The 20,558-nt window shown below is 54.2% G+C and carries 21 protein-coding genes; 9 read left to right on the top strand and 12 right to left on the bottom strand.

All coding sequences use genetic code 11. The features are described from left to right. The 6 genes from tdcD to GTGU_RS09300 all read left to right on the top strand — a co-directional run. Positions 1 to 1,179 (top strand): propionate kinase (gene tdcD, locus GTGU_RS09325; protein ID WP_038156040.1); only part of this gene is annotated, 1,179 nt, incomplete at its 5' end. Between the two features lie 20 nt (positions 1,180 to 1,199). After that, positions 1,200 to 3,497 (top strand): formate C-acetyltransferase, encoded by a 2,298-nt coding sequence (gene pflB, locus GTGU_RS09320; RefSeq protein ID WP_038156026.1) that lies wholly within the window; start codon positions 1,200 to 1,202, stop codon positions 3,495 to 3,497. A 14-nt stretch (positions 3,498 to 3,511) separates the two neighbouring features. Beyond that, positions 3,512 to 3,904, top strand: coding sequence for an enamine/imine deaminase (locus GTGU_RS09315; RefSeq protein ID WP_038156024.1), 393 nt, complete (start codon positions 3,512 to 3,514; stop codon positions 3,902 to 3,904). A gap of 82 nt (positions 3,905 to 3,986) precedes the next feature. Further along, positions 3,987 to 5,351, top strand: coding sequence for an L-serine ammonia-lyase (gene tdcG, locus GTGU_RS09310; RefSeq protein WP_038156022.1), 1,365 nt, complete (start codon positions 3,987 to 3,989; stop codon positions 5,349 to 5,351). A gap of 305 nt (positions 5,352 to 5,656) precedes the next feature. Continuing rightward, positions 5,657 to 6,988, top strand: coding sequence for an SLC5/6 family protein (locus GTGU_RS09305; RefSeq protein WP_038156038.1), 1,332 nt, complete (start codon positions 5,657 to 5,659; stop codon positions 6,986 to 6,988). A gap of 30 nt (positions 6,989 to 7,018) precedes the next feature. Continuing rightward, positions 7,019 to 8,329: an L-cysteine desulfidase family protein gene (locus GTGU_RS09300; RefSeq protein ID WP_038156020.1), complete on the top strand. Its 1,311-nt coding sequence runs from the start codon at positions 7,019 to 7,021 to the stop codon at positions 8,327 to 8,329. A gap of 22 nt (positions 8,330 to 8,351) precedes the next feature. Here GTGU_RS09300 and GTGU_RS26890 read toward each other — a convergent pair whose 3' ends face one another. Together GTGU_RS26890 and GTGU_RS09295 are read right to left on the bottom strand one after the other, a co-directional pair. Continuing rightward, positions 8,352 to 8,522 (bottom strand): hypothetical protein, encoded by a 171-nt coding sequence (locus GTGU_RS26890; RefSeq protein WP_169741174.1) that lies wholly within the window; start codon positions 8,520 to 8,522, stop codon positions 8,352 to 8,354. Between the two features lie 25 nt (positions 8,523 to 8,547). After that, positions 8,548 to 9,249, bottom strand: a complete 702-nt coding sequence (locus tag GTGU_RS09295; RefSeq protein WP_038156017.1) for a pirin family protein — start codon at positions 9,247 to 9,249, stop codon at positions 8,548 to 8,550. A 104-nt stretch (positions 9,250 to 9,353) separates the two neighbouring features. Between GTGU_RS09295 and GTGU_RS09290 the strand changes: the two genes are divergently transcribed. After that, positions 9,354 to 10,253 carry a LysR family transcriptional regulator gene (locus tag GTGU_RS09290; protein WP_038156015.1) on the top strand — a complete coding sequence of 300 codons (900 nt, stop codon included), beginning with the start codon at positions 9,354 to 9,356 and terminating at the stop codon, positions 10,251 to 10,253. Positions 10,254 to 10,289: 36 nt separating this feature from the next. Here GTGU_RS09290 and GTGU_RS09285 read toward each other — a convergent pair whose 3' ends face one another. The 10 genes from GTGU_RS09285 to GTGU_RS09240 form a co-directional block, all read right to left on the bottom strand. Continuing rightward, positions 10,290 to 11,276: a glutathione S-transferase family protein gene (locus tag GTGU_RS09285; RefSeq protein ID WP_038156012.1), complete on the bottom strand. Its 987-nt coding sequence runs from the start codon at positions 11,274 to 11,276 to the stop codon at positions 10,290 to 10,292. Between the two features lie 79 nt (positions 11,277 to 11,355). Further along, positions 11,356 to 11,748: a DoxX family protein gene (locus GTGU_RS09280; protein WP_038156011.1), complete on the bottom strand. Its 393-nt coding sequence runs from the start codon at positions 11,746 to 11,748 to the stop codon at positions 11,356 to 11,358. Positions 11,749 to 11,976: 228 nt separating this feature from the next. After that, entirely contained in the window at positions 11,977 to 12,276 is a 300-nt protein-coding gene (locus GTGU_RS09275; RefSeq protein ID WP_038156010.1) for a YqjK-like family protein, read from the bottom strand. After that, positions 12,273 to 12,671, bottom strand: a complete 399-nt coding sequence (locus tag GTGU_RS09270) for a phage holin family protein (RefSeq protein WP_038156008.1) — start codon at positions 12,669 to 12,671, stop codon at positions 12,273 to 12,275. Before GTGU_RS09270 ends, GTGU_RS09275 begins: the two co-directional genes overlap by 4 nt. Positions 12,672 to 12,673: 2 nt before the next feature. Further along, on the bottom strand, positions 12,674 to 12,979 hold the full coding sequence (locus tag GTGU_RS09265) for an ElaB/YgaM/YqjD family protein (RefSeq protein ID WP_038156006.1): 306 nt from the start codon (positions 12,977 to 12,979) through the stop codon (positions 12,674 to 12,676). 29 nt (positions 12,980 to 13,008) lie between these two features. Beyond that, positions 13,009 to 13,377, bottom strand: a complete 369-nt coding sequence (locus GTGU_RS09260; RefSeq protein WP_038156004.1) for a DUF1090 domain-containing protein — start codon at positions 13,375 to 13,377, stop codon at positions 13,009 to 13,011. 147 nt (positions 13,378 to 13,524) lie between these two features. Beyond that, positions 13,525 to 13,908 (bottom strand): EnvZ/OmpR regulon moderator MzrA, encoded by a 384-nt coding sequence (gene mzrA, locus GTGU_RS09255; RefSeq protein WP_038156003.1) that lies wholly within the window; start codon positions 13,906 to 13,908, stop codon positions 13,525 to 13,527. Further along, on the bottom strand, positions 13,898 to 14,572 hold the full coding sequence (gene yqjA, locus GTGU_RS09250) for a DedA family general envelope maintenance protein YqjA (RefSeq protein WP_038156001.1): 675 nt from the start codon (positions 14,570 to 14,572) through the stop codon (positions 13,898 to 13,900). The genes mzrA and yqjA overlap by 11 nt, the downstream gene beginning before the upstream one ends. Positions 14,573 to 14,896: 324 nt before the next feature. Next, a complete protein-coding gene (gene exuR, locus GTGU_RS09245; protein WP_038155999.1) occupies positions 14,897 to 15,673 on the bottom strand; it encodes a transcriptional regulator ExuR in 777 nt (258 codons plus the stop codon). A 124-nt stretch (positions 15,674 to 15,797) separates the two neighbouring features. Then, positions 15,798 to 17,096 carry an MFS transporter gene (locus GTGU_RS09240; RefSeq protein WP_038155997.1) on the bottom strand — a complete coding sequence of 433 codons (1,299 nt, stop codon included), beginning with the start codon at positions 17,094 to 17,096 and terminating at the stop codon, positions 15,798 to 15,800. A 468-nt stretch (positions 17,097 to 17,564) separates the two neighbouring features. On the opposite strand from GTGU_RS09240, the gene uxaC reads away from it, so the two are divergent. Together uxaC and GTGU_RS09230 are read left to right on the top strand one after the other, a co-directional pair. Then, positions 17,565 to 18,977, top strand: coding sequence for a glucuronate isomerase (gene uxaC, locus GTGU_RS09235; protein ID WP_038155995.1), 1,413 nt, complete (start codon positions 17,565 to 17,567; stop codon positions 18,975 to 18,977). Between the two features lie 18 nt (positions 18,978 to 18,995). Continuing rightward, complete coding sequence (locus GTGU_RS09230) at positions 18,996 to 20,483, top strand: UxaA family hydrolase (RefSeq protein ID WP_038155994.1); 1,488 nt, start codon at positions 18,996 to 18,998, stop codon at positions 20,481 to 20,483. Positions 20,484 to 20,558 lie beyond the last annotated feature (75 nt).

Genomic DNA, 20,558 nt, shown 5'->3' with positions numbered 1-20,558 from the left:
AATTGTGGTTCATCGTCAGTTAAATTTTCGGTGATTGATGTAGAAACGCAGGATGTATTGCTGACGGGTATTACAGAAGGTATCAATACAGAAAAGGCATATTTACGTGTAAATGGAGGTGAGCCAGCTTTGCTGGCTCACCAGAATTACGAATGTGCTTTGAAAGCGATTACCTTCGAACTGGAAAAACGCAATTTAATGAACAGCGTGGCCTTAATTGGTCACCGAATTGCTCACGGCGGCAGTATATTTAATGAATCGGTAGTGATCACTGATGAGGTCATTGAACTGATTCGCCAGGTTTCCCCCCTGGCGCCGCTGCACAATTTTGCCAACCTGCGCGGCGTGGAATCCGCTCAGCAACTGTTTCCTGGCGTGAAGCAGGTCGCGGTATTTGATACCAGTTATCACCAGACCATGGAGCCTGAAGCCTATCTGTATGGCTTACCATGGCGCTATTTTGAAGAGCTTGGTGTGCGTCGCTATGGCTTTCACGGCACGTCGCACCGCTATGTCGCTCAGCGCGCGCATCACCTGTTGCGGCTGTCAGAGAAGGATTCCGGCGTAGTGATTGCTCACCTCGGAAATGGCGCGTCCATTTGTGCGGTGCGTAATGGCAAGAGCGTGGATACCTCCATGGGTATGACGCCGCTGGAAGGGTTGATGATGGGCACCCGCTGCGGCGACGTCGACTTTGGCGCCATGGCGTGGATTGCCAGCCAGACCGGGCAGACGCTCGGCGATCTCGAGCGTGTGGTGAATAAAGAGTCCGGCCTGTTAGGCATTTCCGGTCTGTCATCAGATTTGCGTGTACTGGAAAAAGCCTGGCACGAGGGGCATTACCATGCGCGGCTAGCCATCAAAACATTCGTGCACCGTATTGCGCGCCATATCGGCGGCCACGCCATGGCGCTGCATCGTCTCGACGGAATTATTTTCACCGGCGGTATCGGTGAAAACTCCTCACTTATTCGCCAGCTGGTTGTCGATCATTTACAGGTGTTTGGCATCGAACTGGATCAGGAAAAGAATAAATTACCGGGCAGTGCCGGTGAGCGCATTATTTCTGCGCCAGATTCGCGAATTGCCTGCGCGGTAATTCCTACCAATGAAGAGAAAATGATTGCGCTTGATGCCATTCATTTAGGAAAAATTAACACGACAGCCGAATACGCTTAATTTCTAAAGAGAGTAATTTCATGAAGGTAAATATCGATACCAGCGATATGCTGTATGCCGACGCCTGGCAGGGATTTAATGGCTCTGAATGGAAGCACGAGATCAACGTTCGCGATTTTATTCAGAATAATTATACGCCGTATGAAGGCGATGAATCATTCCTTGCCGACGCTACCCCGGCGACCGTTGCGCTGTGGGAAAAGGTCATGGCGGGCATCCGTACGGAGAACGCCACGCATGCGCCGGTCGATTTTGATGTCAACGTGGCGACAACGATTACTGCCCATGCACCAGGGTACATTGAAAAAGATCTGGAAAAAATCGTCGGCCTGCAGACCGACAAACCGCTGAAACGCGCGCTGCATCCGTTTGGCGGCATCAATATGATTAAAAGTTCATTCGACGCCTATGGCCGCGAAATGGACCCGCAGTTTGAGTATCTGTTCACACACTTACGTAAAACCCACAACCAGGGGGTTTTCGACGTTTACTCGCCCGAAATGCTGCGCTGCCGTAAATCAGGCATTCTGACCGGTCTGCCGGACGGGTATGGTCGTGGCCGCATCATCGGCGACTATCGCCGTGTGGCACTGTATGGTATTCGTTATCTGGTTCGCGAGCGTGAACTGCAGTTTGCCGATTTGCAGTCCCGCCTGGAGCGTGGCGACGATCTGGAAGCCACCATTCGCCTGCGCGAAGAGCTGGCAGAGCACCGCCGCGCGTTGCTGGAGATCCAACAAATGGCGGCAAGCTATGGCTGTGATATTTCACGCCCGGCCCGTACGGCGCAGGAAGCGGTTCAGTGGCTCTACTTCGCCTATCTGGCTGCCGTGAAATCACAGAATGGCGGGGCGATGTCATTAGGCCGCACCGCGTGCTTCCTGGATATTTACATCGAGCGTGACATACGTGCCGGTGTGCTGACGGAAACGCAGGCGCAGGAGCTGGTCGATCACTTCATTATGAAGATCCGCATGGTGCGCTTCCTGCGTACACCGGAATTTGACTCGCTGTTCTCCGGCGACCCGATCTGGGCGACAGAAGTGATCGGCGGGATGGGGCTGGATGGCCGCACGCTGGTGACCAAAAGCGCGTTCCGTTACCTGCATACCCTGCACACTATGGGCCCGGCACCGGAGCCAAACCTGACCATCCTGTGGTCGGAAGCGTTACCGATCGCCTTCAAGAAATACGCGGCGCAAATGTCGATTGCCACCTCGTCATTGCAGTATGAAAACGATGATCTGATGCGTGCGGATTTCAACAGCGATGACTACGCCATTGCCTGCTGCGTCAGCCCGATGGTGATCGGCAAACAGATGCAGTTCTTCGGTGCCCGCGCCAACCTGGCGAAAACGCTGCTGTACGCGATTAACGGCGGGGTGGATGAAAAACTGAAAATCCAGGTCGGGCCGAAAACCGCGCCGTTGATGGATGATGTGCTGGATTTCACCACCGTGATGAACAGCCTGGATCATTTCATGGACTGGCTGGCGGTGCAGTACATCAGCGCGCTGAATCTCATTCACTACATGCATGACAAATACAGCTATGAAGCATCACTGATGGCGCTGCATGACCGTGATGTTTACCGTACGATGGCCTGCGGTATCGCCGGGTTGTCCGTGGCGGTGGATTCGCTCTCCGCCATCAAATACGCCCGCGTTAAACCGGTGCGAGATGAGAACGGGCTGGCCATCGATTTTGAAATCGAAGGGGAATATCCGCAATACGGCAACAACGATGATCGTGTGGACAGCATCGCTTGTGATCTGGTCGAGCGCTTTATGAAGAAAATCAAAGCACTGCCGACTTACCGTAACGCAGTGCCGACGCAGTCGATCCTGACCATCACCTCCAATGTGGTGTATGGGCAGAAAACCGGCAACACACCGGATGGTCGCCGCGCCGGCACCCCGTTTGCGCCGGGGGCGAACCCGATGCACGGTCGTGACCGCAAAGGCGCGGTGGCCTCGCTGACGTCGGTCGCCAAACTGCCGTTTACCTACGCCAAAGACGGGATCTCCTACACCTTCTCTATTGTTCCGGCAGCGCTCGGCAAAGACGACAGCGTAAGGAAGACTAACCTGGTCGGTCTGCTGGATGGCTACTTCCATCACGAAGACGCCACGGTCGAAGGCGGGCAGCATCTCAACGTCAACGTTATGAATCGCGACATGCTGCTGGATGCCATCGAACATCCGGAAAACTATCCCAACCTGACGATTCGCGTGTCGGGTTATGCGGTGCGTTTTAACGCGCTGACGCGCGAACAGCAGCAGGATGTCATTTCGCGCACCTTTACCCAGGCGATTTGAAAAAGGAAATGAACATGAAAAAAGTGATTGAAACCACGCGCGCGCCGGGGACCATTGGCCCCTATGTGCAGGGCGTTGATCTCGGCGCGATGGTCTTTACGTCCGGGCAGATCCCGGTGAACCCGGAAAACGGTTCAGTGGCAGATGACGTCGCCGCGCAGGCCCGTCAGAGTCTGGAAAACGTGAAAGCCATTGTGACCGCGTCCGGTCTGAGTGTGGGAGACATTGTGAAAACCACCGTCTTCATCACTGACCTGAATGATTTTTCAGTGATCAATGAGGTCTATAAGCAGTTTTTTGATGAGCACGATGCGGTATATCCGACGCGCAGTTACGTGCAGGTGGCTCGCCTGCCGAAAGATGTGAAGCTGGAAATTGAAGCGATCGCCTTTCGCGGTGAACGCTAAGCGTGTGTCAGCCTGCAGGCCGTCTTCGTGACGGCCTGTCCTGAAGTCGGGTTTCCCCATACTTTTTGAGCGGGTGCTGAAGATGATTAGCTCATTCGATATTTTTAAAATTGGCATTGGACCCTCCAGTTCTCACACTGTTGGCCCTATGAACGCGGGCAAACAGTTTATTGATGAGCTGGAAAGCCTGGGATGGCTTTCACAAACTGGACGCATCAGTGTTGATCTGTATGGCTCACTGTCTCTGACCGGCAAAGGCCATGCCACCGATACCGCGGTGATCATGGGGCTGGCAGGCAACAGTCCGCAGGACGTAAAAATTGACGCCATTGCGGGATTTATTCAGCAGGTGGCCCGTAGCGGGCAACTGCCGGTGGCGAATGGCAAAACGCTCGTCTCCTTCCCGTTGCCGGAAAGCGTGGCTTTCCACAATACGGCGTTGCCACGGCATGAAAACGGGATGCGCATCACCGCCTGGCGTGGTAACGAGCCGCTGCTGGAGAAAACATATTACTCCATCGGCGGTGGGTTTATCGTCGAGGAGTCGCAGTTCGGCCAGAACCACAACATCGAACAGCCGGTACCGTATCCCTTCAGCTCTGCCAGCGAACTGCTGTCGTTGTGTAAACTGCACGGCTTGTCCATCTCCGGGCTGATGATGCAAAACGAACTGGCGCTGCGCAATAAAGAAGACATTGACGCGGGGTTTGAGCGCATCTGGCAAACCATGACCACCTGCATTGAGCGTGGGATCAACACCGAAGGGGTCCTGCCCGGTCCGCTGACGGTACCCCGTCGCGCGGTGGCGCTGCGGCGGATGCTGGTGTCGAGTGATCGCGTTTCGCAGGATCCGATGAACGTGATCGACTGGATCAACATGTTCGCGCTGGCGGTCAGTGAAGAAAATGCGGCGGGTGGACGCGTCGTCACCGCGCCGACAAACGGTGCCTGCGGGATCGTCCCGGCGGTGCTGGCGTACTACGACAAATTCCGCCGGGCAGTGAATGCCAATTCGGTATCGCGCTATTTCCTTGCCGCTGGTGCCATCGGCTCGCTGTATAAAATGAACGCCTCGATTTCAGGTGCTGAAGTCGGTTGCCAGGGCGAAGTGGGCGTGGCCTGCTCAATGGCGGCTGCCGGGTTAGCCGAATTGCTGGGCGGCAGCCCGCAGCAGGTATGCGTGGCAGCGGAAATCGCGATGGAGCATAACCTCGGACTGACCTGCGATCCGGTGGCTGGTCAGGTGCAGATCCCCTGCATCGAGCGTAACGCCATCAACGCTGTGAAGGCGGTGAACGCCGCGCGAATGGCGCTGCAACGCACCAGCGAAGCGCGGGTGTCGCTCGATAAAGTCATTGAAACGATGTATGAAACCGGTAAAGACATGAACGACAAATATCGTGAAACCTCCCGCGGCGGTCTGGCGATAAAAGTCGTCTGTGATTAAAACGATAAGCTCTTCTGTTGATTCCTGCTCAGCCCTGGCGTTTCGCCGGGGCTTTTTTTCTGTCTCGTCATAAGAAATGTGATATCTCTCTCATTTCAACTTCTAGTAGTAAATTTTTCTCCTTATATTATCAATATGGCAATTTTATTTCTTTAAAAGGCCATATGAATAAAAATGATGTGAATTTTTTCTCCCCAGTCGGCGGTATGATTTTTCACAATAAAACCAGAAATCGCCTGCAGTTACGTACCGGACATCGCACCGAAATAATTAAAAAAACTTCTACCTACACAAGCGAGAACCTAATGGAAACGGCTTCAAACAGCAGCGTAATACTGGACGACGCATCGCCTGCCCGACTGGCGGATATGACGGAAAGCGAATGGCGGGAAGCGACAAAATTCGACAGCACAGATACTGGCTGGGTCATCATGAGTATCGGGATGGCAATCGGCGCAGGGATTGTTTTTCTGCCGGTTCAGGTTGGTCTGATGGGGTTATGGGTATTTTTGCTCTCCTCAGTTATTGGCTACCCGGCAATGTATCTTTTTCAGCGGCTTTTTATTAACACCCTGGCGGAGTCGCCGGAATGCAAAGATTACCCGAGTGTGATCAGCGGTTATCTGGGTAAAAACTGGGGGATACTGCTCGGCGCGCTTTACTTTGTGATGCTGGTGATCTGGATGTTTGTTTATTCCACCGCCATCACCAACGACAGCGCTTCCTATTTGCATACCTTCGGGGTGACTGACGATTTGCTGTCTGACAATCCGTTCTACGGCCTGGTATTAATTTGCATCCTGGTAGCCATTTCGTCACGCGGTGAACAACTGCTGTTTAAGGTATCGAGCTTTATGGTGTTGACCAAATTGTTGGTTGTCGCGGCACTGGGGCTGTCAATGATCGGCCTGTGGCATTTGCATAATATCGGGGCGTTGCCGCCGATGGGGCTGCTGATTAAAAACGCCATTATTACGTTGCCGTTCACTCTGACGTCGATTCTGTTTATTCAGACCTTAAGCCCGATGGTGATTTCCTATCGCTCGCGAGAAAAATCGGTTGCTGTCGCGCGCCATAAAGCCTTGCGGGCAATGAATATTGCGTTTGGCGTACTGTTTGTCACCGTCTTTTTCTACGCCGTGTCGTTTACGCTTGCGATGGGGCATGACGAGGCGGTGAAGGCATACGAGCAAAATATTTCCGCGCTGGCGATTGCCGCGCAGTTTATTAGCGGTGACGGTGCCGCGTGGGTCAAAATCGTCAGCGTTATTCTCAATATTTTTGCTGTCATGACCGCTTTCTTCGGCGTTTATCTGGGCTTCCGGGAAGCAACGCAGGGCATCGTAATGAATCTGTTGCGCCGTAAATACGCGGCGGACAGCATTAATGAAAAAGTCGTACAGCGCGGGATCATGCTGTTCGCCATTCTGCTGGCCTGGAGCGCCATTGTGCTTAACGCGCCGGTGCTGAGTTTTACCTCAATTTGTAGCCCCATCTTTGGCATGGTGGGTTGTCTGATCCCGGCCTGGCTGGTTTACAAAGTGCCTGCGTTACATAAATACAAAGGTGCCTCGCTGTTGCTGATTATCGTGACGGGTTTGCTGTTATGCGTCTCGCCGTTCCTTGCATTCTCCTGATGCATATAAATACGTACTAAGGTTGTGATTATGTTGAGCCCTGAAAAACAGTCATTATGGAAAAAACTCATCTGCGCTGTGCAGGAAGAAGTAAAACCGGCGCTGGGGTGTACCGAGCCAGTTTCACTGGCGCTGGCCTGCGCTACTGCAGCGGCGAAACTGGACGGGCCTGTGGATCGCATTGACGCCTGGGTGTCGCCGAACCTGATGAAAAACGGCATGGGCGTGACGGTGCCGGGCACGGGCATGACCGGGCTGCCCGTCGCGGCGGCGCTTGGGGCGATCGCCGGTGATGCCGACGCCGGACTGGAAGTGCTCAACAAAGCTACTGCGGAGGACGTTGCCCGCGCCCGACAAATGCTGGAAAACGGCATGGTGCGCGTGATGCTGGAAATCCCTTGTGACGAGATCCTCTCTTCGCGGGCGAAAGTTTACGCGGGTGACGCGTGGGCCAGCGTTACTATTGCAGGCGGGCATACCTGCATTACCCGCATCGAAAAACAGGGCGATGTGCTTTTCGCTCTTGATGACGCGGTGCCTGCGGAAGAGGAAACATGTCCGCTGGCGGTACTCGAACAGACCTCGTTGCAGGATATTTTTGAATTTATCAATCATGTGCCGTTTGAGGATATTCGTTTTATCCTCGACGCCGCGCAGCTTAATGATGCTTTGTCCCGCGAAGGGCTGCGAGGACAGTGGGGGTTGCATATCGGCGCGACGCTGGACAGGCAATGTCAGCGCGGGCTGATGACCCGCGATCTGTCGAGCGACATCGTCATCCGCACCAGCGCCGCCTCGGACGCGCGCATGGGCGGCGCGACGCTGCCTGCAATGAGTAACTCCGGCTCCGGCAACCAGGGGATCGCCGCCACGCTGCCGGTCGTGGTGGTGGCGGAGCATTTCAACGCCAGCGAAGAGAAACTGGCCCGTGCGCTGATGCTGTCGCATCTCTGCGCTATCTACATTCATTTCCAGTTACCACGACTGTCGGCGCTGTGTGCCGTGACAACCGCATCAATGGGTGCGGCGGCTGGCATGGCCTGGCTGGTGGACGGGCGTTATGAAACTCTGGCGATGGCAATTGGCAGCATGATTGGCGACCTCAGCGGCATGATTTGCGACGGGGCCTCAAACAGCTGTGCAATGAAAGTCTCGACCAGCGCGTCGAGCGCCTGGAAAGCTGTGCTGATGGCGCTCGATGATACCGCCGTGACGGGTAACGAAGGGATTGTGGCGCATGATGTCGAGCAGTCTATCGCTAACCTGTGCGCGCTGGCGCGTCAGGCGATGCAGCAGACGGATCTGCAAATCATTGAGATAATGGCGAAGAAGGCGTCTTAAGGTACAGGTCTGAACTGACCTCTCAGGCCAGTTCAGCGTCCTGGATCAGACGGATTTCGGCTTCGGCGACGATCGCTTCCAGTTCGCTCAGCATCTCTTCATAACCGAACGCGACCGGGACGGCGACGTCGCCGTTCTCTGCAGGGGCGCTGACGATGTCAGGCGCCGTTTTAGACTGTCGTTTTTTGCTCACGTGCATCTTCCGCTGTTGCTTCTGTCTATACCGGTAAATCTATCAGCAAAGCGCGAAGCGGCGTATCTGCAACCAGCGTTATGTTAGCTTCGTCACGAATAAAAGCGCCGTCGCCGCAGGTCAACGACTGTTGCTCTTTTTGCACGCATTGTGCATGGACGGTGCCGTGAATCGACTGCAGATAAGCACGAGGACCGTGGAGCTGGAAGTTCAGTTGTTCGCCTTTTGCAATATCAATGTTATGGATCCACACCTGCTGGCGCAGCATCAGACTGCCGTTACTGCCATCGGGAGATGCCAGCAATTGCGTGGCGACATTATCGAGGCTGACTTTCTGCATCAACGGGTTTTCACGCTCCGGGCAGGCATCCAGCCACAGCTGCATCCGCGTCAGGGAGTGATCTTTACTCAGGTTGTGCTCGCTGTAGCTCACGCCAGGTTGTGTGGCGATGAGCAGTGCTTCTCCGGCTTTTGCCTGGACATGGTTGCCGTCACTGTCACGATACTCTGCTTCACCTTCCAGAATCAGGTTCAGAATATCGACTTTCGGGTAAGAGCGCGGCTGGAATGACGCGCCGGGTGCCAGCACTTCCTGATTCAATACACGCAGGGAGGCATAGCCCAACAGCTTCGGGTCAAAGTAGTGTCCAAAGGAAAAGGTGTATCGTGCCTGCAGCCAGCCGAAATCGGCTTTGCCACATTGACTGGCGGTACGGGTAGTAATCATAGTTCTTGACCTCTCTTTACTTCCTTTTATGTTAAGGGGCTGGACGCTGCATTGTTAGCCAGATATTCTGCCAGGTATGTTCAAATTTACTGAATGAGAGTGCGATGGCTAAAGAAAGAGCATTGACGCTGGAATCGCTGAGGGTGATGGACGCGATCGATCGCCGTGGCAGTTTCGCCGCTGCTGCGGACGAACTGGGGCGCGTACCTTCTGCGCTGAGCTACACCATGCAAAAGCTGGAAGAAGAGCTGGATGTGGTGCTGTTCGATCGTTCCGGGCACCGGACAAAATTTACCAACGTCGGTCGTATGCTGCTGGAGCGCGGGCGCGTTTTGCTGGAGGCTGCCGATAAACTAACGACCGATGCGGAAGCGCTGGCGCGCGGCTGGGAAACCCATTTAACCATTGTTACCGAGGCGCTGGTGCCGACAGCGGATCTGTTCCCGCTGGTCGACAGACTGGCCGCGAAAGCCAACACCCAGATGGCGATCATCACTGAAGTGCTGGCGGGTGCCTGGGAGCGTCTGGAGCAGGGAAGAGCGGATATCGTCATCGCCCCGGATATGCATTTTCGTTCGTCGTCTGAAATCAACTCACGCAAACTCTATTCGGTACTGAACGTCTATGTCGCCTCGCCGGATCACCCGATTCATCAGGAGCCGGAGCCGCTTTCGGAGGTCACGCGCGTGAAGTATCGCGGCGTGGCGGTGGCTGATACCGCCCGCGAGCGTCCGGTCTTAACCGTGCAGTTGCTGGATAAACAGCCGCGTCTGACGGTCAGTACCATTGAAGATAAACGCCAGGCACTGCTGGCCGGGCTGGGCGTCGCCACCATGCCTTATCCGTTGGTGGAACAGGATATCGCCGAAGGGCGGCTACGTGTGGTGAGCCCGGAATACACCAGCGAAGTGGATATCATCATGGCCTGGCGACGCGACAGCATGGGCGAAGCCAAATCCTGGTGCCTGCGCGAAATCCCCAAACTCTTCGCCGCGAAAAAATAGCCATAAAAAAGGGCATCGAAAGATGCCCTTTTGCTTTTACCGGAACCGGCTGTCGCGGCCGTGAGGCTCGTTGAGATCCTGCCACGGGCCGATGGAGATAATCCCCGTCGGGTTAATGGTCTTATGGCTGCGATAATAGTGGTTGCGGATGTGCGCGAAATCGACCGTTTCGGCAATCCCCGGCAACTGATAGATATCGCGCAGGAATCCGTACAGGTTCAGATAATCGCTGATGCGGTGTTTGTCACATTTAAAATGGGTGACATACACCGGATCAAAGCGTACCAGCGTGGTCCACAGACGAATGTCCGCTTCGGTCAGACGATCACCGGTCAGATAACGGTGCTGGCCGAGAATTTGTTCGATACGCGCCAGGGATTCAAACACCTTCGTCACGGCTTCATCATATGCCTGCTGGCTGGTGGCAAAGCCCGCTTTATAGACGCCGTTGTTGACGTTGTCGTAAATCCAGCCATTCAGTTCATCGATCTGGCTGCGTAATTCTGTCGGGTAGTAATCCCCCGCTTTTGCGCCCAGACTGTCGAACGCGGTATTGAACATGCGGATGATTTCCGCTGATTCATTGCTGACGATGGTGTGTTTCTTTTTATCCCACAATACCGGTACAGTGACGCGCCCGGTATAGTGTGGGTCAGCGTGCAGATAAAGCTGATACAGAAATTCATGCTGATACAGCGTATCGCCGGTCGCTGCCGGGAAGTCGTCATCGAAAGTCCAGCCATTTTCCAGCATCAGCGGGTTCACTACCGACACAGAAATAAACGGCTCCAGCCCTTTCAGCTTGCGCAGGATCAACGTGCGGTGCGCCCACGGGCAGGCAAGGGAAACATACAGATGATAACGATCTTTTTCGGCGGCAAAACCGCCCTCGCCGGTCGGGCCGGGAGCGCCATCCGCGGTCAGCCAGTTGCGAAAGGCCGAAACGGAACGCTTGAAACGCCCCCCGGTTGATTTGGTGTCATACCAGGTGTCATGCCAGACGCCGTCAATCAGTTGTCCCATAACAATCTCCTTTCTGAATTCGCAGACAGCAAAAGCGAGGAGAACGCTCCTCGCCTTGAACTTTATTGAGTATAAGCGCTTACCACTTTTTGTTCAGCGCGCGGTCGATGCTGATAGCGCCCGGACCAAAGATAGCCAGCAGCAGGAAACCACCTGCGATGGTCAGGTTTTTCATGAACATCAGTGAGTTCACGCCTTCCGCAAAGTTGCTGTGGAACAGCAGGGCGGTCAGGATGGTGAAGATAGCGGTGATAAACGCTGTTGTACGGGTCAGGAAACCGAACAGAATCGCCAGACCGCCGCCAAATTCAAGCAGAATGGTCAATGGCAGCAATGCGCCCGGAACACCCATGGCTTCCATGTATTGTTGCGTTCCGGCGTAGCCAGTGATTTTTCCCCAACCTGCGGTGATAAACAGGATCGGCATCAGAATACGCGCTACCAGAACACCAACATCTTCTAATTTTTTCATTTTACTCTCCAGAAAACCCCATGGGCGGCTGTGTTGATTTAGTGTGCAATTTCGCGGGGATACCGCGTTGTTGCTGTCGATGGAAAGGAGTGTAAACGTGACGAAGATCGAATGTAAGCAAGGAAAACTGTCGATCTCTTTCAAAGAATCTGAGTAATCGGGACGGCAGACATAAAAAGGCCTGATAAGCGTGACGCTATCAGGCCTGAAGAGGAAGGGCAGAGGGGATTATCCGCGCAGTTGCTGCTCGCGCACGGTGGCTTTGATGAGACGCCAGGCGCTCCAGATGCCGAGCCCGCGTTTTGCCCAGCGCACGAGGAATCGCGGGTGGCGCACGGTCCAGATGGCGGCCACGCTGCTGCCGACCAGCATCCATGAACGCAGGTTTAATAGGGCGCTCCAGCCGCGATCATAGCTGTGGGTGGCATCCAGCCAGTCACGGCGGCTGGCGGACAGGTCCAGCCGCTGTTGCTGGATCCGGCTCAACAGTCGCGCCTTGCGTTGCTGAAGTTCCAGTTTGTGATTCACGATCTCTCATCCTCAAGCAGCTCACGATCATTCGCCAGCTCTTTACGCGTATGGCGTAACAGCGTCGAACGACGTGCTTTGCGAAGGGTCCAGATCCCGCCAATGAGTGCGGCCAACAGCAGAACCACCGTTGTGGCGATCATGGCATTCAGGCGATATTGTGGATCGATGGCCCAGATAATCAGCACCATCAGACTCATCAAACCAAACGCCGCGAACAACATGGTCAGGCCAAGCATTAACAGCATCTGGAAGAGATTCGCCTTCTCCTCTTCCAGTTCGACCACCGCCAGACGCAGGCGGGTTTCGACCATCTCGACCACAAGCGTGACGATGCGCTGTCCAATGCCCAGAATGCTTTTGCCGGGGCCTTGTGCGTGGTGTGGATCAGCCATAATCAGCGACGCGTCAGCAGAACGCCCAGAACAACCCCGACCGCAGCGCCGATACCGACGCCGGTCCACGGATTTTCACGTACGTATTCATCCGCTCGGGCTGCGGCTTCGCGGGTTTGTTTCGCGATGGCATCCCCGGTTTCCCCCAGACGGTGTCGGCTGTCCTGTAAAGCCCGCTCTGCTTTGCTGCGCAGCTTGCTGATCTCTTCTTTTGATTTATCACTGGAGGAGTTCAGCACCTCTTCCAGGGTATCAGCCAGGGATTTCAGTTCCGCACGTAGATTTTCTGCAGTGGTATCTTTAGCCATGATGCTCTCCTGTTCGTCGTTCCATAAAATCAGTAATCACGCGACTCCAGCGCTTTCAGCTCGTCCTGCGCCTCTTTGAGTTTGCGTTCACGTTTGTCGATTTTGTCCGCATCGCCTTTCTGTGTTGCCTCGTGCAACTCTTGTTTTCGTTCAGCGACTTCGTCTTTCTGTCTGGCGATTTTTTTCTGATGGTCAGCACGGACCTGACCATCATTACAGTGGGCATTCACCTCGTGCAGCGCTTTATTCAGACCGTTGATCCTGTTCTGATTGTGATGCTTTTCGGCATAGCTGATTTCACGCTGAATATCCTGCGCCTTTTCCTGACAAGGCGAGGCGGCCAGGGTGCCAGCGCTAAGCGAGACGAGTGTCAATGCAATGACGATGCGGTATTTCATGTATGAAACCTTCCATTGTTATGGGCCGTTTTACGAGGTAGCCCGTTCCAGCGAATCAATGACTTCTGGCGTCTTCCGCATACAAAGCATAGTAACTCTGCGGTAAATCACCAAAAAAAGGGGTACGTTTCGGAATCCTCTATGGATTCAGCCGAGACGGTGTGCGTTATCACGCAGGCGGGAAATCCACAGCGACGCGGGCGTGTCGTCGTCCAGTTGCGCCACGGTATATCCCTGCGGCAATGAGCGATCCAGCACTTCTTTTGCCGCGCTGCTTTGCGCTCTGGAATCAAATTTAATCAGCAGGGTATCGTCTTTCGGCGTGATGCTTTTGAAGCGAATGCCGTTAGCGTCAAGATGGTGCCAGATGAAAAAGCCGTCCGGCATACTGGCGCCCTGACCCGACGGGCGAATCGCCAGCGTTGATTCACGATGCTGGAGCGCCGCCCAAAAACAGACGGCGAGCAGGAGCAGTACGACGGCGCCGGTCCCTAAGGAGAACCAGCGCAGCGTGTGGCGATTAATCACCATGATTGGCCAGTTTTCCGTATTTCTTTTTCCACAGGACGATCAGCGAACCGATCAGACCAAAGACCAACAACACCACCGGCAGCAGCATCAGGCAGGACATCAGCGCGTCTTCATACTTCTGGAAAACCGGCGTTTTACCAAGCGCGAAGCCGAGTGTCGTCAGAATCAATACCCACAGCAGGCCGCTCATCCAGTTGAAGAACTGGAAACGGGCGCTACTCAGGCCTGATAACCCGGCGATGGTCGGCAGCAGAGTGCGAACGAAAGCGATAAAGCGGCCGATCAGCAGGGCGGAAAGACCGTGTTTATGGAACAAATGGTGCGCGCGCTGGTGATAATGCGCGGGTAGATGAGAGAGCCAGTTTTGCACAATGCGCGTATTGCCCAGCCATCGCCCCTGGATATAGCTGAGCCAGCAGCCGAGACTTGCGGCGACGGTCAGCAGTATGATGGTATGCGGATACCCCATCGCGCCTTTGGCGATCAGCACGCCAACCAGCACTAATAAACTGTCGCCTGGTAAAAAAGCGGCAGGCAGTAACCCATTCTCAAGGAACAGGATCATAAACAGCACGAAATAGAGCATGCCGATCATGGAAGGATTAGCCAGAGTTTCGAAATCCTGGTTCCACAACGCATGCAACAATTGGGTGAATAATTCCATTCAGGTTTCCCGGTACATCGATTAACGTCGCGTTTGAACGCGGTAGAAAGATCCGGCGACATCGTCTTTTTAATTATGGTCGCAGCAACGCGTTCCAACTAATCCATGTTTTAGGTATGAGTCAGCCAAAACTGCCTCATGGAACGACAAAATGCATCTAATTGTAACAAAACTGCTGAAGTTTCGTCAGAGATTTTGCAGTTTGTTGAGGAATGATTTTGCGGGTTACGGGGAAGCGTGGCGAGGGTTTTTACACAGGCTGACATTATATTTGTTTAACTGACGCGCAAGGCGAAGCGGCATGCGCATCAGTCAATAAAAGATCTATTTTGCGCCACTGGTCGCCGTATCGAGATGGACCACCGGATTTTCAGCGAACAGATAGCGGTCGGCATTGAATTCAAAGTCATCACTGGTCTCGTTAAACAGCATCAGCTTGGTGTTCTCCAGATGCTGCCACATCGCCAGTTTCGCTGCGTGCGGGTCTTTACGAATCAGCGCTTTAAGGATTTGATCATGATCGTCGCACCAGTTGTCGACTGTGCGCAGATCAATATGATCATGCAGTTTTTTCCAGTATGGGTTATGAACGCGCTGCGTCCACATTTTTTCAACAATAGCGGCCAGAGCGGTATTCTGGGTGGCGAGCGCTACCTGCACGTGAAACTGAAGATCCCATTCGGAATCGCGGAAACATTTCTCTTTGCGCGCATTCTCCTGGATTTCCATCAGTTTCATGATGTCTTGTTTGGTGACCTGCGTGGCAGCAAATTCCGCAATATTGCTTTCGATGAGCTGGCGTGCCTGGAGCAGTTCAAAAGGACCATAATTAGCGAATTCGAGAGATTCGTCTGGCGCCTGGTAGTATTTGGGCTGGCTGGAAATCACGTGAATGCCGGAGCCTTTGCGGACTTCGACGTAGCCCTCAACTTCGAGCATGATAATCGCTTCACGCACTACCGTCCGGCTGACGTTTTTCTCATCAGCAATAAAACGTTCAGCAGGCAGTTTATCGCCAACCAGATAAACTCCTTGCTCAATGCGGCTTTTCAGCTCGGCAGCAAGCTGTTGATACAAACGGCGTGATTCAGTAACTTCCATATGCGCTCCAGGCAGGGTACGGCATCATTGATTTGTTATACCACTTTTGTTGCCTGTGCTCCATTATTCTTGTTACGAAAAAGCCGTCATAAAGACGGCTTTTGTCGGGAATACGCAGCGTTCACTAGCTTTGCGTGGCGGTATCTCCCACGGCACTATTCGGAATTTCCGCCGCCGGTCTGTTTTGCAGAACCGTCCAGATCACCAGGGCGCCAAGCAGGTCAAACACCGCCAGTACAGCAAATAGCGGGCTGAAACCGAGGGTATCTGCCAGCGCACCAACCACCAGGGCGAACAGCGTACTGGCTGTCCATGCCGCCATACCGGTCAGGCCGTTGGCGGTCGCGACTTCGTTACGACCAAAGACATCGGAAGATAGGGTAATCAGCGCGCCTGACAGCGACTGATGAGCGAAACCACCAATACACAGCAGCATAATGGCCACATACGGGCTGGTGAACAGACCAATCATCCCAGGGCCAATCATCAGCAGCGCGCCCATGGTCACCACCATTTTTCGGGAGACGATCAGGTTAACGCCAAACCAGCGCTGGAACAGCGGCGGCAGATAACCCCCGACGATACAGCCGAGATCCGCAAACAGCATGGGCATCCAGGCGAACATCGCGATCTCTTTCAGGTTAAAACCGTACACTTTAAACATGAACAGCGGGATCCAGGCGTTGAACGTCCCCCATGCGGGTTCCGCGAGGAAACGCGGTAGGGCGATCCCCCAGAACTGACGGGTGCGCAGGATCTGCCAGGGTGACATTTTCTTCGCATTGTTGGTCTGATGCTGCGCTTCCTGACCGCCAATAATGTACTCGCGTTCTTCTTCGGATAATTTTTCCTGATCGCGCGGGTGTTTATAGAAAATCAGCCATGACATAGCCCACGCGAAACTCAGCACACCAGAGATGATGAACGCCATTTGCCAGCTGTGCATGACAATCGCCCACACCACCAATGGCGGCGCAATCATCGCACCAATTGAGGAACCGACGTTGAAATAGCCGACCGCGATGGAACGTTCTTTTGCCGGGAACCATTCAGAACTAGCTTTCAGACCTGCCGGGATCATCGCTGCTTCTGCCGCACCGACTGCGCCACGCGCCAGCGCCAGGCCACCCCAACTGCCTGCAAGCGCTGTCGCGCCGCAGAAGACGGCCCACAGAACGGCAAACATGGCGTAGCCTATTTTGGTGCCGAGAATGTCCAGCACATAACCAGCAACCGGCTGCATAACGGTGTACGCAGCTGAGTAGGCTGCAATAATGTATGAATACTGCTGGGTTGAGATATGTAGCTCTTCCATCAGCGTTGGCGCTGCGGCCGCCACAGTGTTACGGGTCAGGTAACCCAGCACGGTGCCCAGCGTCACCAGTGCGATCATGTACCAACGTAACCCTTTAATTTTACGCATGTAAAACCTCATCGTTATGTTATATCCGCGTCCTGCGCGACCATCATCCATTCCAGGGCGAAGGAGGTGATGTAACGGTGGGCGAAGCCGAAAAAATCCGGTACGGCCCGAACCTTGCCATCAGTGCTTGTGCTTAATTCGGTATCCGTACCGGTGAGTCCGATCAAAACGTATCGGAAATGCATTCCGTCGGCTTATAGCTTGCGACGGCAGAACGATAACTTGTCATACAACTTTAAAAGGTGAGTGATATCACAAATGCTGGAATCTTAATGTGGTCTTTCAGCTTCGTGCTGCAAGCCAGAGCTGGCGCGGCCTGCGGTATGTATTACCCCTTTCGGGGTGGTTTTTTTGTCAGAGTTTATTGATCTAACTCACGAAAAAATCTTCGGGAGCTGGAAATTGGTGTGATAACTTTGTCAGCATTACAGATAAACATCTGACGCACTCGTTTAGAGGAAGACGCAAATGACGCCGTTTATGACTGAAGATTTCCTGCTTGATACTGAATTTGCCCGCCGTCTGTACCATGACTACGCGAAAGACCAGCCGATTTTTGATTATCATTGCCATCTGCCGCCGCAACAGGTTGCAGAGAACTATCGCTTCAAAAACCTGTATGACATCTGGCTGAAAGGCGATCATTATAAATGGCGCGCGATGCGCACCAATGGCGTGCCGGAGCGCCTGTGTACGGGCGACGCTTCTGATCGCGAGAAGTTTGACGCCTGGGCGGCGACCGTACCGCATACCATCGGTAATCCGTTATATCACTGGACGCATCTGGAGCTGCGTCGCCCCTTTGGTATTACAGGTAAGCTGCTTTCGCCATCCACGGCGAATGAGATCTGGAATCAATGTAACGATCTGCTGGCACAGGAAAAATTCTCCGCCCGCGGCATCATGAAACAGATGAACGTGAAGATGGTCGGCACCACTGACGATCCCATTGATTCGCTGGAACATCATGCCACCGTTGCTAAAGACAGCAGCTTTGACATCAAAGTGCTGCCGAGCTGGCGACCGGATAAAGCCTTTAACATCGAACAGGCGACCTTCAACGACTACATGCACAAGCTCGGTGAAGTTTCTGACACCGATATTCGCCGCTTTGCCGATCTGCAAACGGCGCTGAGCAAACGACTGGATCACTTCGCTGCCCACGGCTGTAAAGTGTCTGACCACGCGCTGGATGTGGTGCTGTTCGCGGACGCGACCGACGCGGAGCTGGACAGCATTCTCGCCCGTCGTCTGGCCGGTGAAACCCTGAGCGAACATAACGTCGCACAGTTTAAAACCGCCGTGCTGGTCTGGCTGGGCGCAGAATATGCCCGCCGCGGCTGGGTGCAGCAGTATCATATCGGCGCGCTGCGCAACAACAACCTGCGCCAGTTCAAACTGCTTGGGCCGGACGTGGGCTTTGACTCCATCAATGACCGCCCGCTGGCAGAAGAACTGTCAAAACTGCTCAGCAAGCAGAACGAAGAAAATCTGCTGCCGAAAACCATTCTCTACTGCCTGAACCCGCGTGATAACGAAGTGCTGGGCACTATGATCGGCAACTTCCAGGGCGAAGGCATGCCAGGCAAGATGCAGTTTGGCTCCGGCTGGTGGTTCAACGATCAAAAAGACGGGATGGAACGTCAGATGACGCAGCTCGCGCAACTTGGCTTGCTGAGCCGCTTTGTCGGCATGCTGACCGACAGCCGCAGCTTCCTTTCCTATACCCGTCATGAATATTTCCGCCGTATTCTGTGTCAGATGATTGGCCGCTGGGTTGCTGCAGGTGAAGCGCCGGCGGATATCCAGCTGTTGGGTGAGATGGTGCGTAATATTTGCTTTAACAATGCGCGTGATTACTTCGCCATTGAACTGAACTAAGCCCTGAGGTTGGTTGATATGCAATACATTAAGATCCATTCGCTGGATAACGTTGTTGTCGCGCTGGCTGAGATGGCCGAGGGCACTGTGGTGACAGTTGACGGGCAGACGGTAACGCTGCGTCAGGACGTCGCCCGTGGCCACAAGTTTGCGCTGCGTGAGATAGCGAAAGGGGAAAACGTCATTAAATATGGTCTGCCGATTGGTCATGCGTTGACGGCTATCGCGCCCGGGGAACATATTCACTCCCACAATACGCGAACCAATCTGAGCGATCTGGACGAGTACAGCTATCAACCTGAAACGCTGGAGACCATCACGCCGTCGGCGGATCGCGATATACAGATCTACCGCCGCGCCAATGGTGACGTTGGCGTGCGTAATGAATTATGGATCCTGCCGACGGTTGGTTGCGTCAATGGCATTGCACGGCAGATCCAGAACCGCTTCCTGAAAGAAACCCACGATGCCGAAGGCACCGACGGCGTGTTTCTTTTCAGCCACACCTATGGCTGCTCACAACTGGGCGATGACCATGTGAATACCCGGACCATGTTGCAGAATATGGTGCGTCACCCGAATGCGGGCGCGGTACTGGTAATTGGTCTCGGTTGCGAAAACAACCAGGTCGATGCGTTCCGCGAAACGCTGGGTGAGTACGATCCTGAGCGCGTGCACTTTATGGTCTGCCAGCACCAGGATGACGAAGTGGAAGCAGGACTGGAACATCTGCATCAGCTGTATGAGGTGATGCGGCATGATGTGCGCGAGCCGGGGAAACTCAGCGAGCTGAAGTTTGGTCTGGAATGCGGCGGCTCAGACGGGCTGTCCGGCATCACCGCCAACCCGATGCTGGGCCGTTTCTCCGACTATTTGATCGCTAACGGCGGCACCACCGTGCTGACAGAAGTGCCAGAGATGTTTGGCGCGGAACGCATTCTGATGAGTCATTGCCGTGATGAATCTACGTTTGAAAAAACGGTCGCCATGGTCAATGACTTCAAACAGTATTTCATCGCCCATAATCAGCCGATTTACGAAAACCCGTCGCCGGGCAACAAAGCGGGCGGTATCACTACCCTTGAGGAGAAATCTCTCGGCTGCACGCAAAAAGCGGGATCCAGCGAGGTGGTTGACGTCCTGCGTTATGGCGAACGCCTGAAAACACGCGGTCTGAATCTGCTGAGCGCGCCGGGCAATGATGCGGTGGCGACCAGCGCATTAGCGGGAGCCGGCTGTCACATGGTGCTGTTCAGTACCGGTCGTGGCACGCCGTATGGCGGTTTTGTCCCGACGGTAAAAATCGCCACCAACAGCGAGCTGGCGGCGAAGAAAAAGCACTGGATCGATTTTGATGCCGGGCAGTTGATCCACGGTAAACCGATGGCGCAACTGCTGGAGGAATTTGTCGATACGATCGTTGATTTCGCCAACGGCAAACCAACCTGCAATGAGCGGAATGATTTCCGCGAACTGGCGATCTTTAAAAGTGGCGTAACACTTTAAATCTGTTGCCGGGTAGCGCTAACGCTTACCCGGCCTACATTTTGTCCGTAGGCCGGTGCAAGCGAAGCGCCGCCC

Source organism: Trabulsiella guamensis ATCC 49490 (assembly GCF_000734965.1).
Lineage (GTDB): Bacteria > Pseudomonadota > Gammaproteobacteria > Enterobacterales > Enterobacteriaceae > Trabulsiella > Trabulsiella guamensis.
The sequence above is the reverse complement of the archived record's forward strand: the minus strand, read 5'-3'. Positions and strand labels throughout refer to the sequence as shown.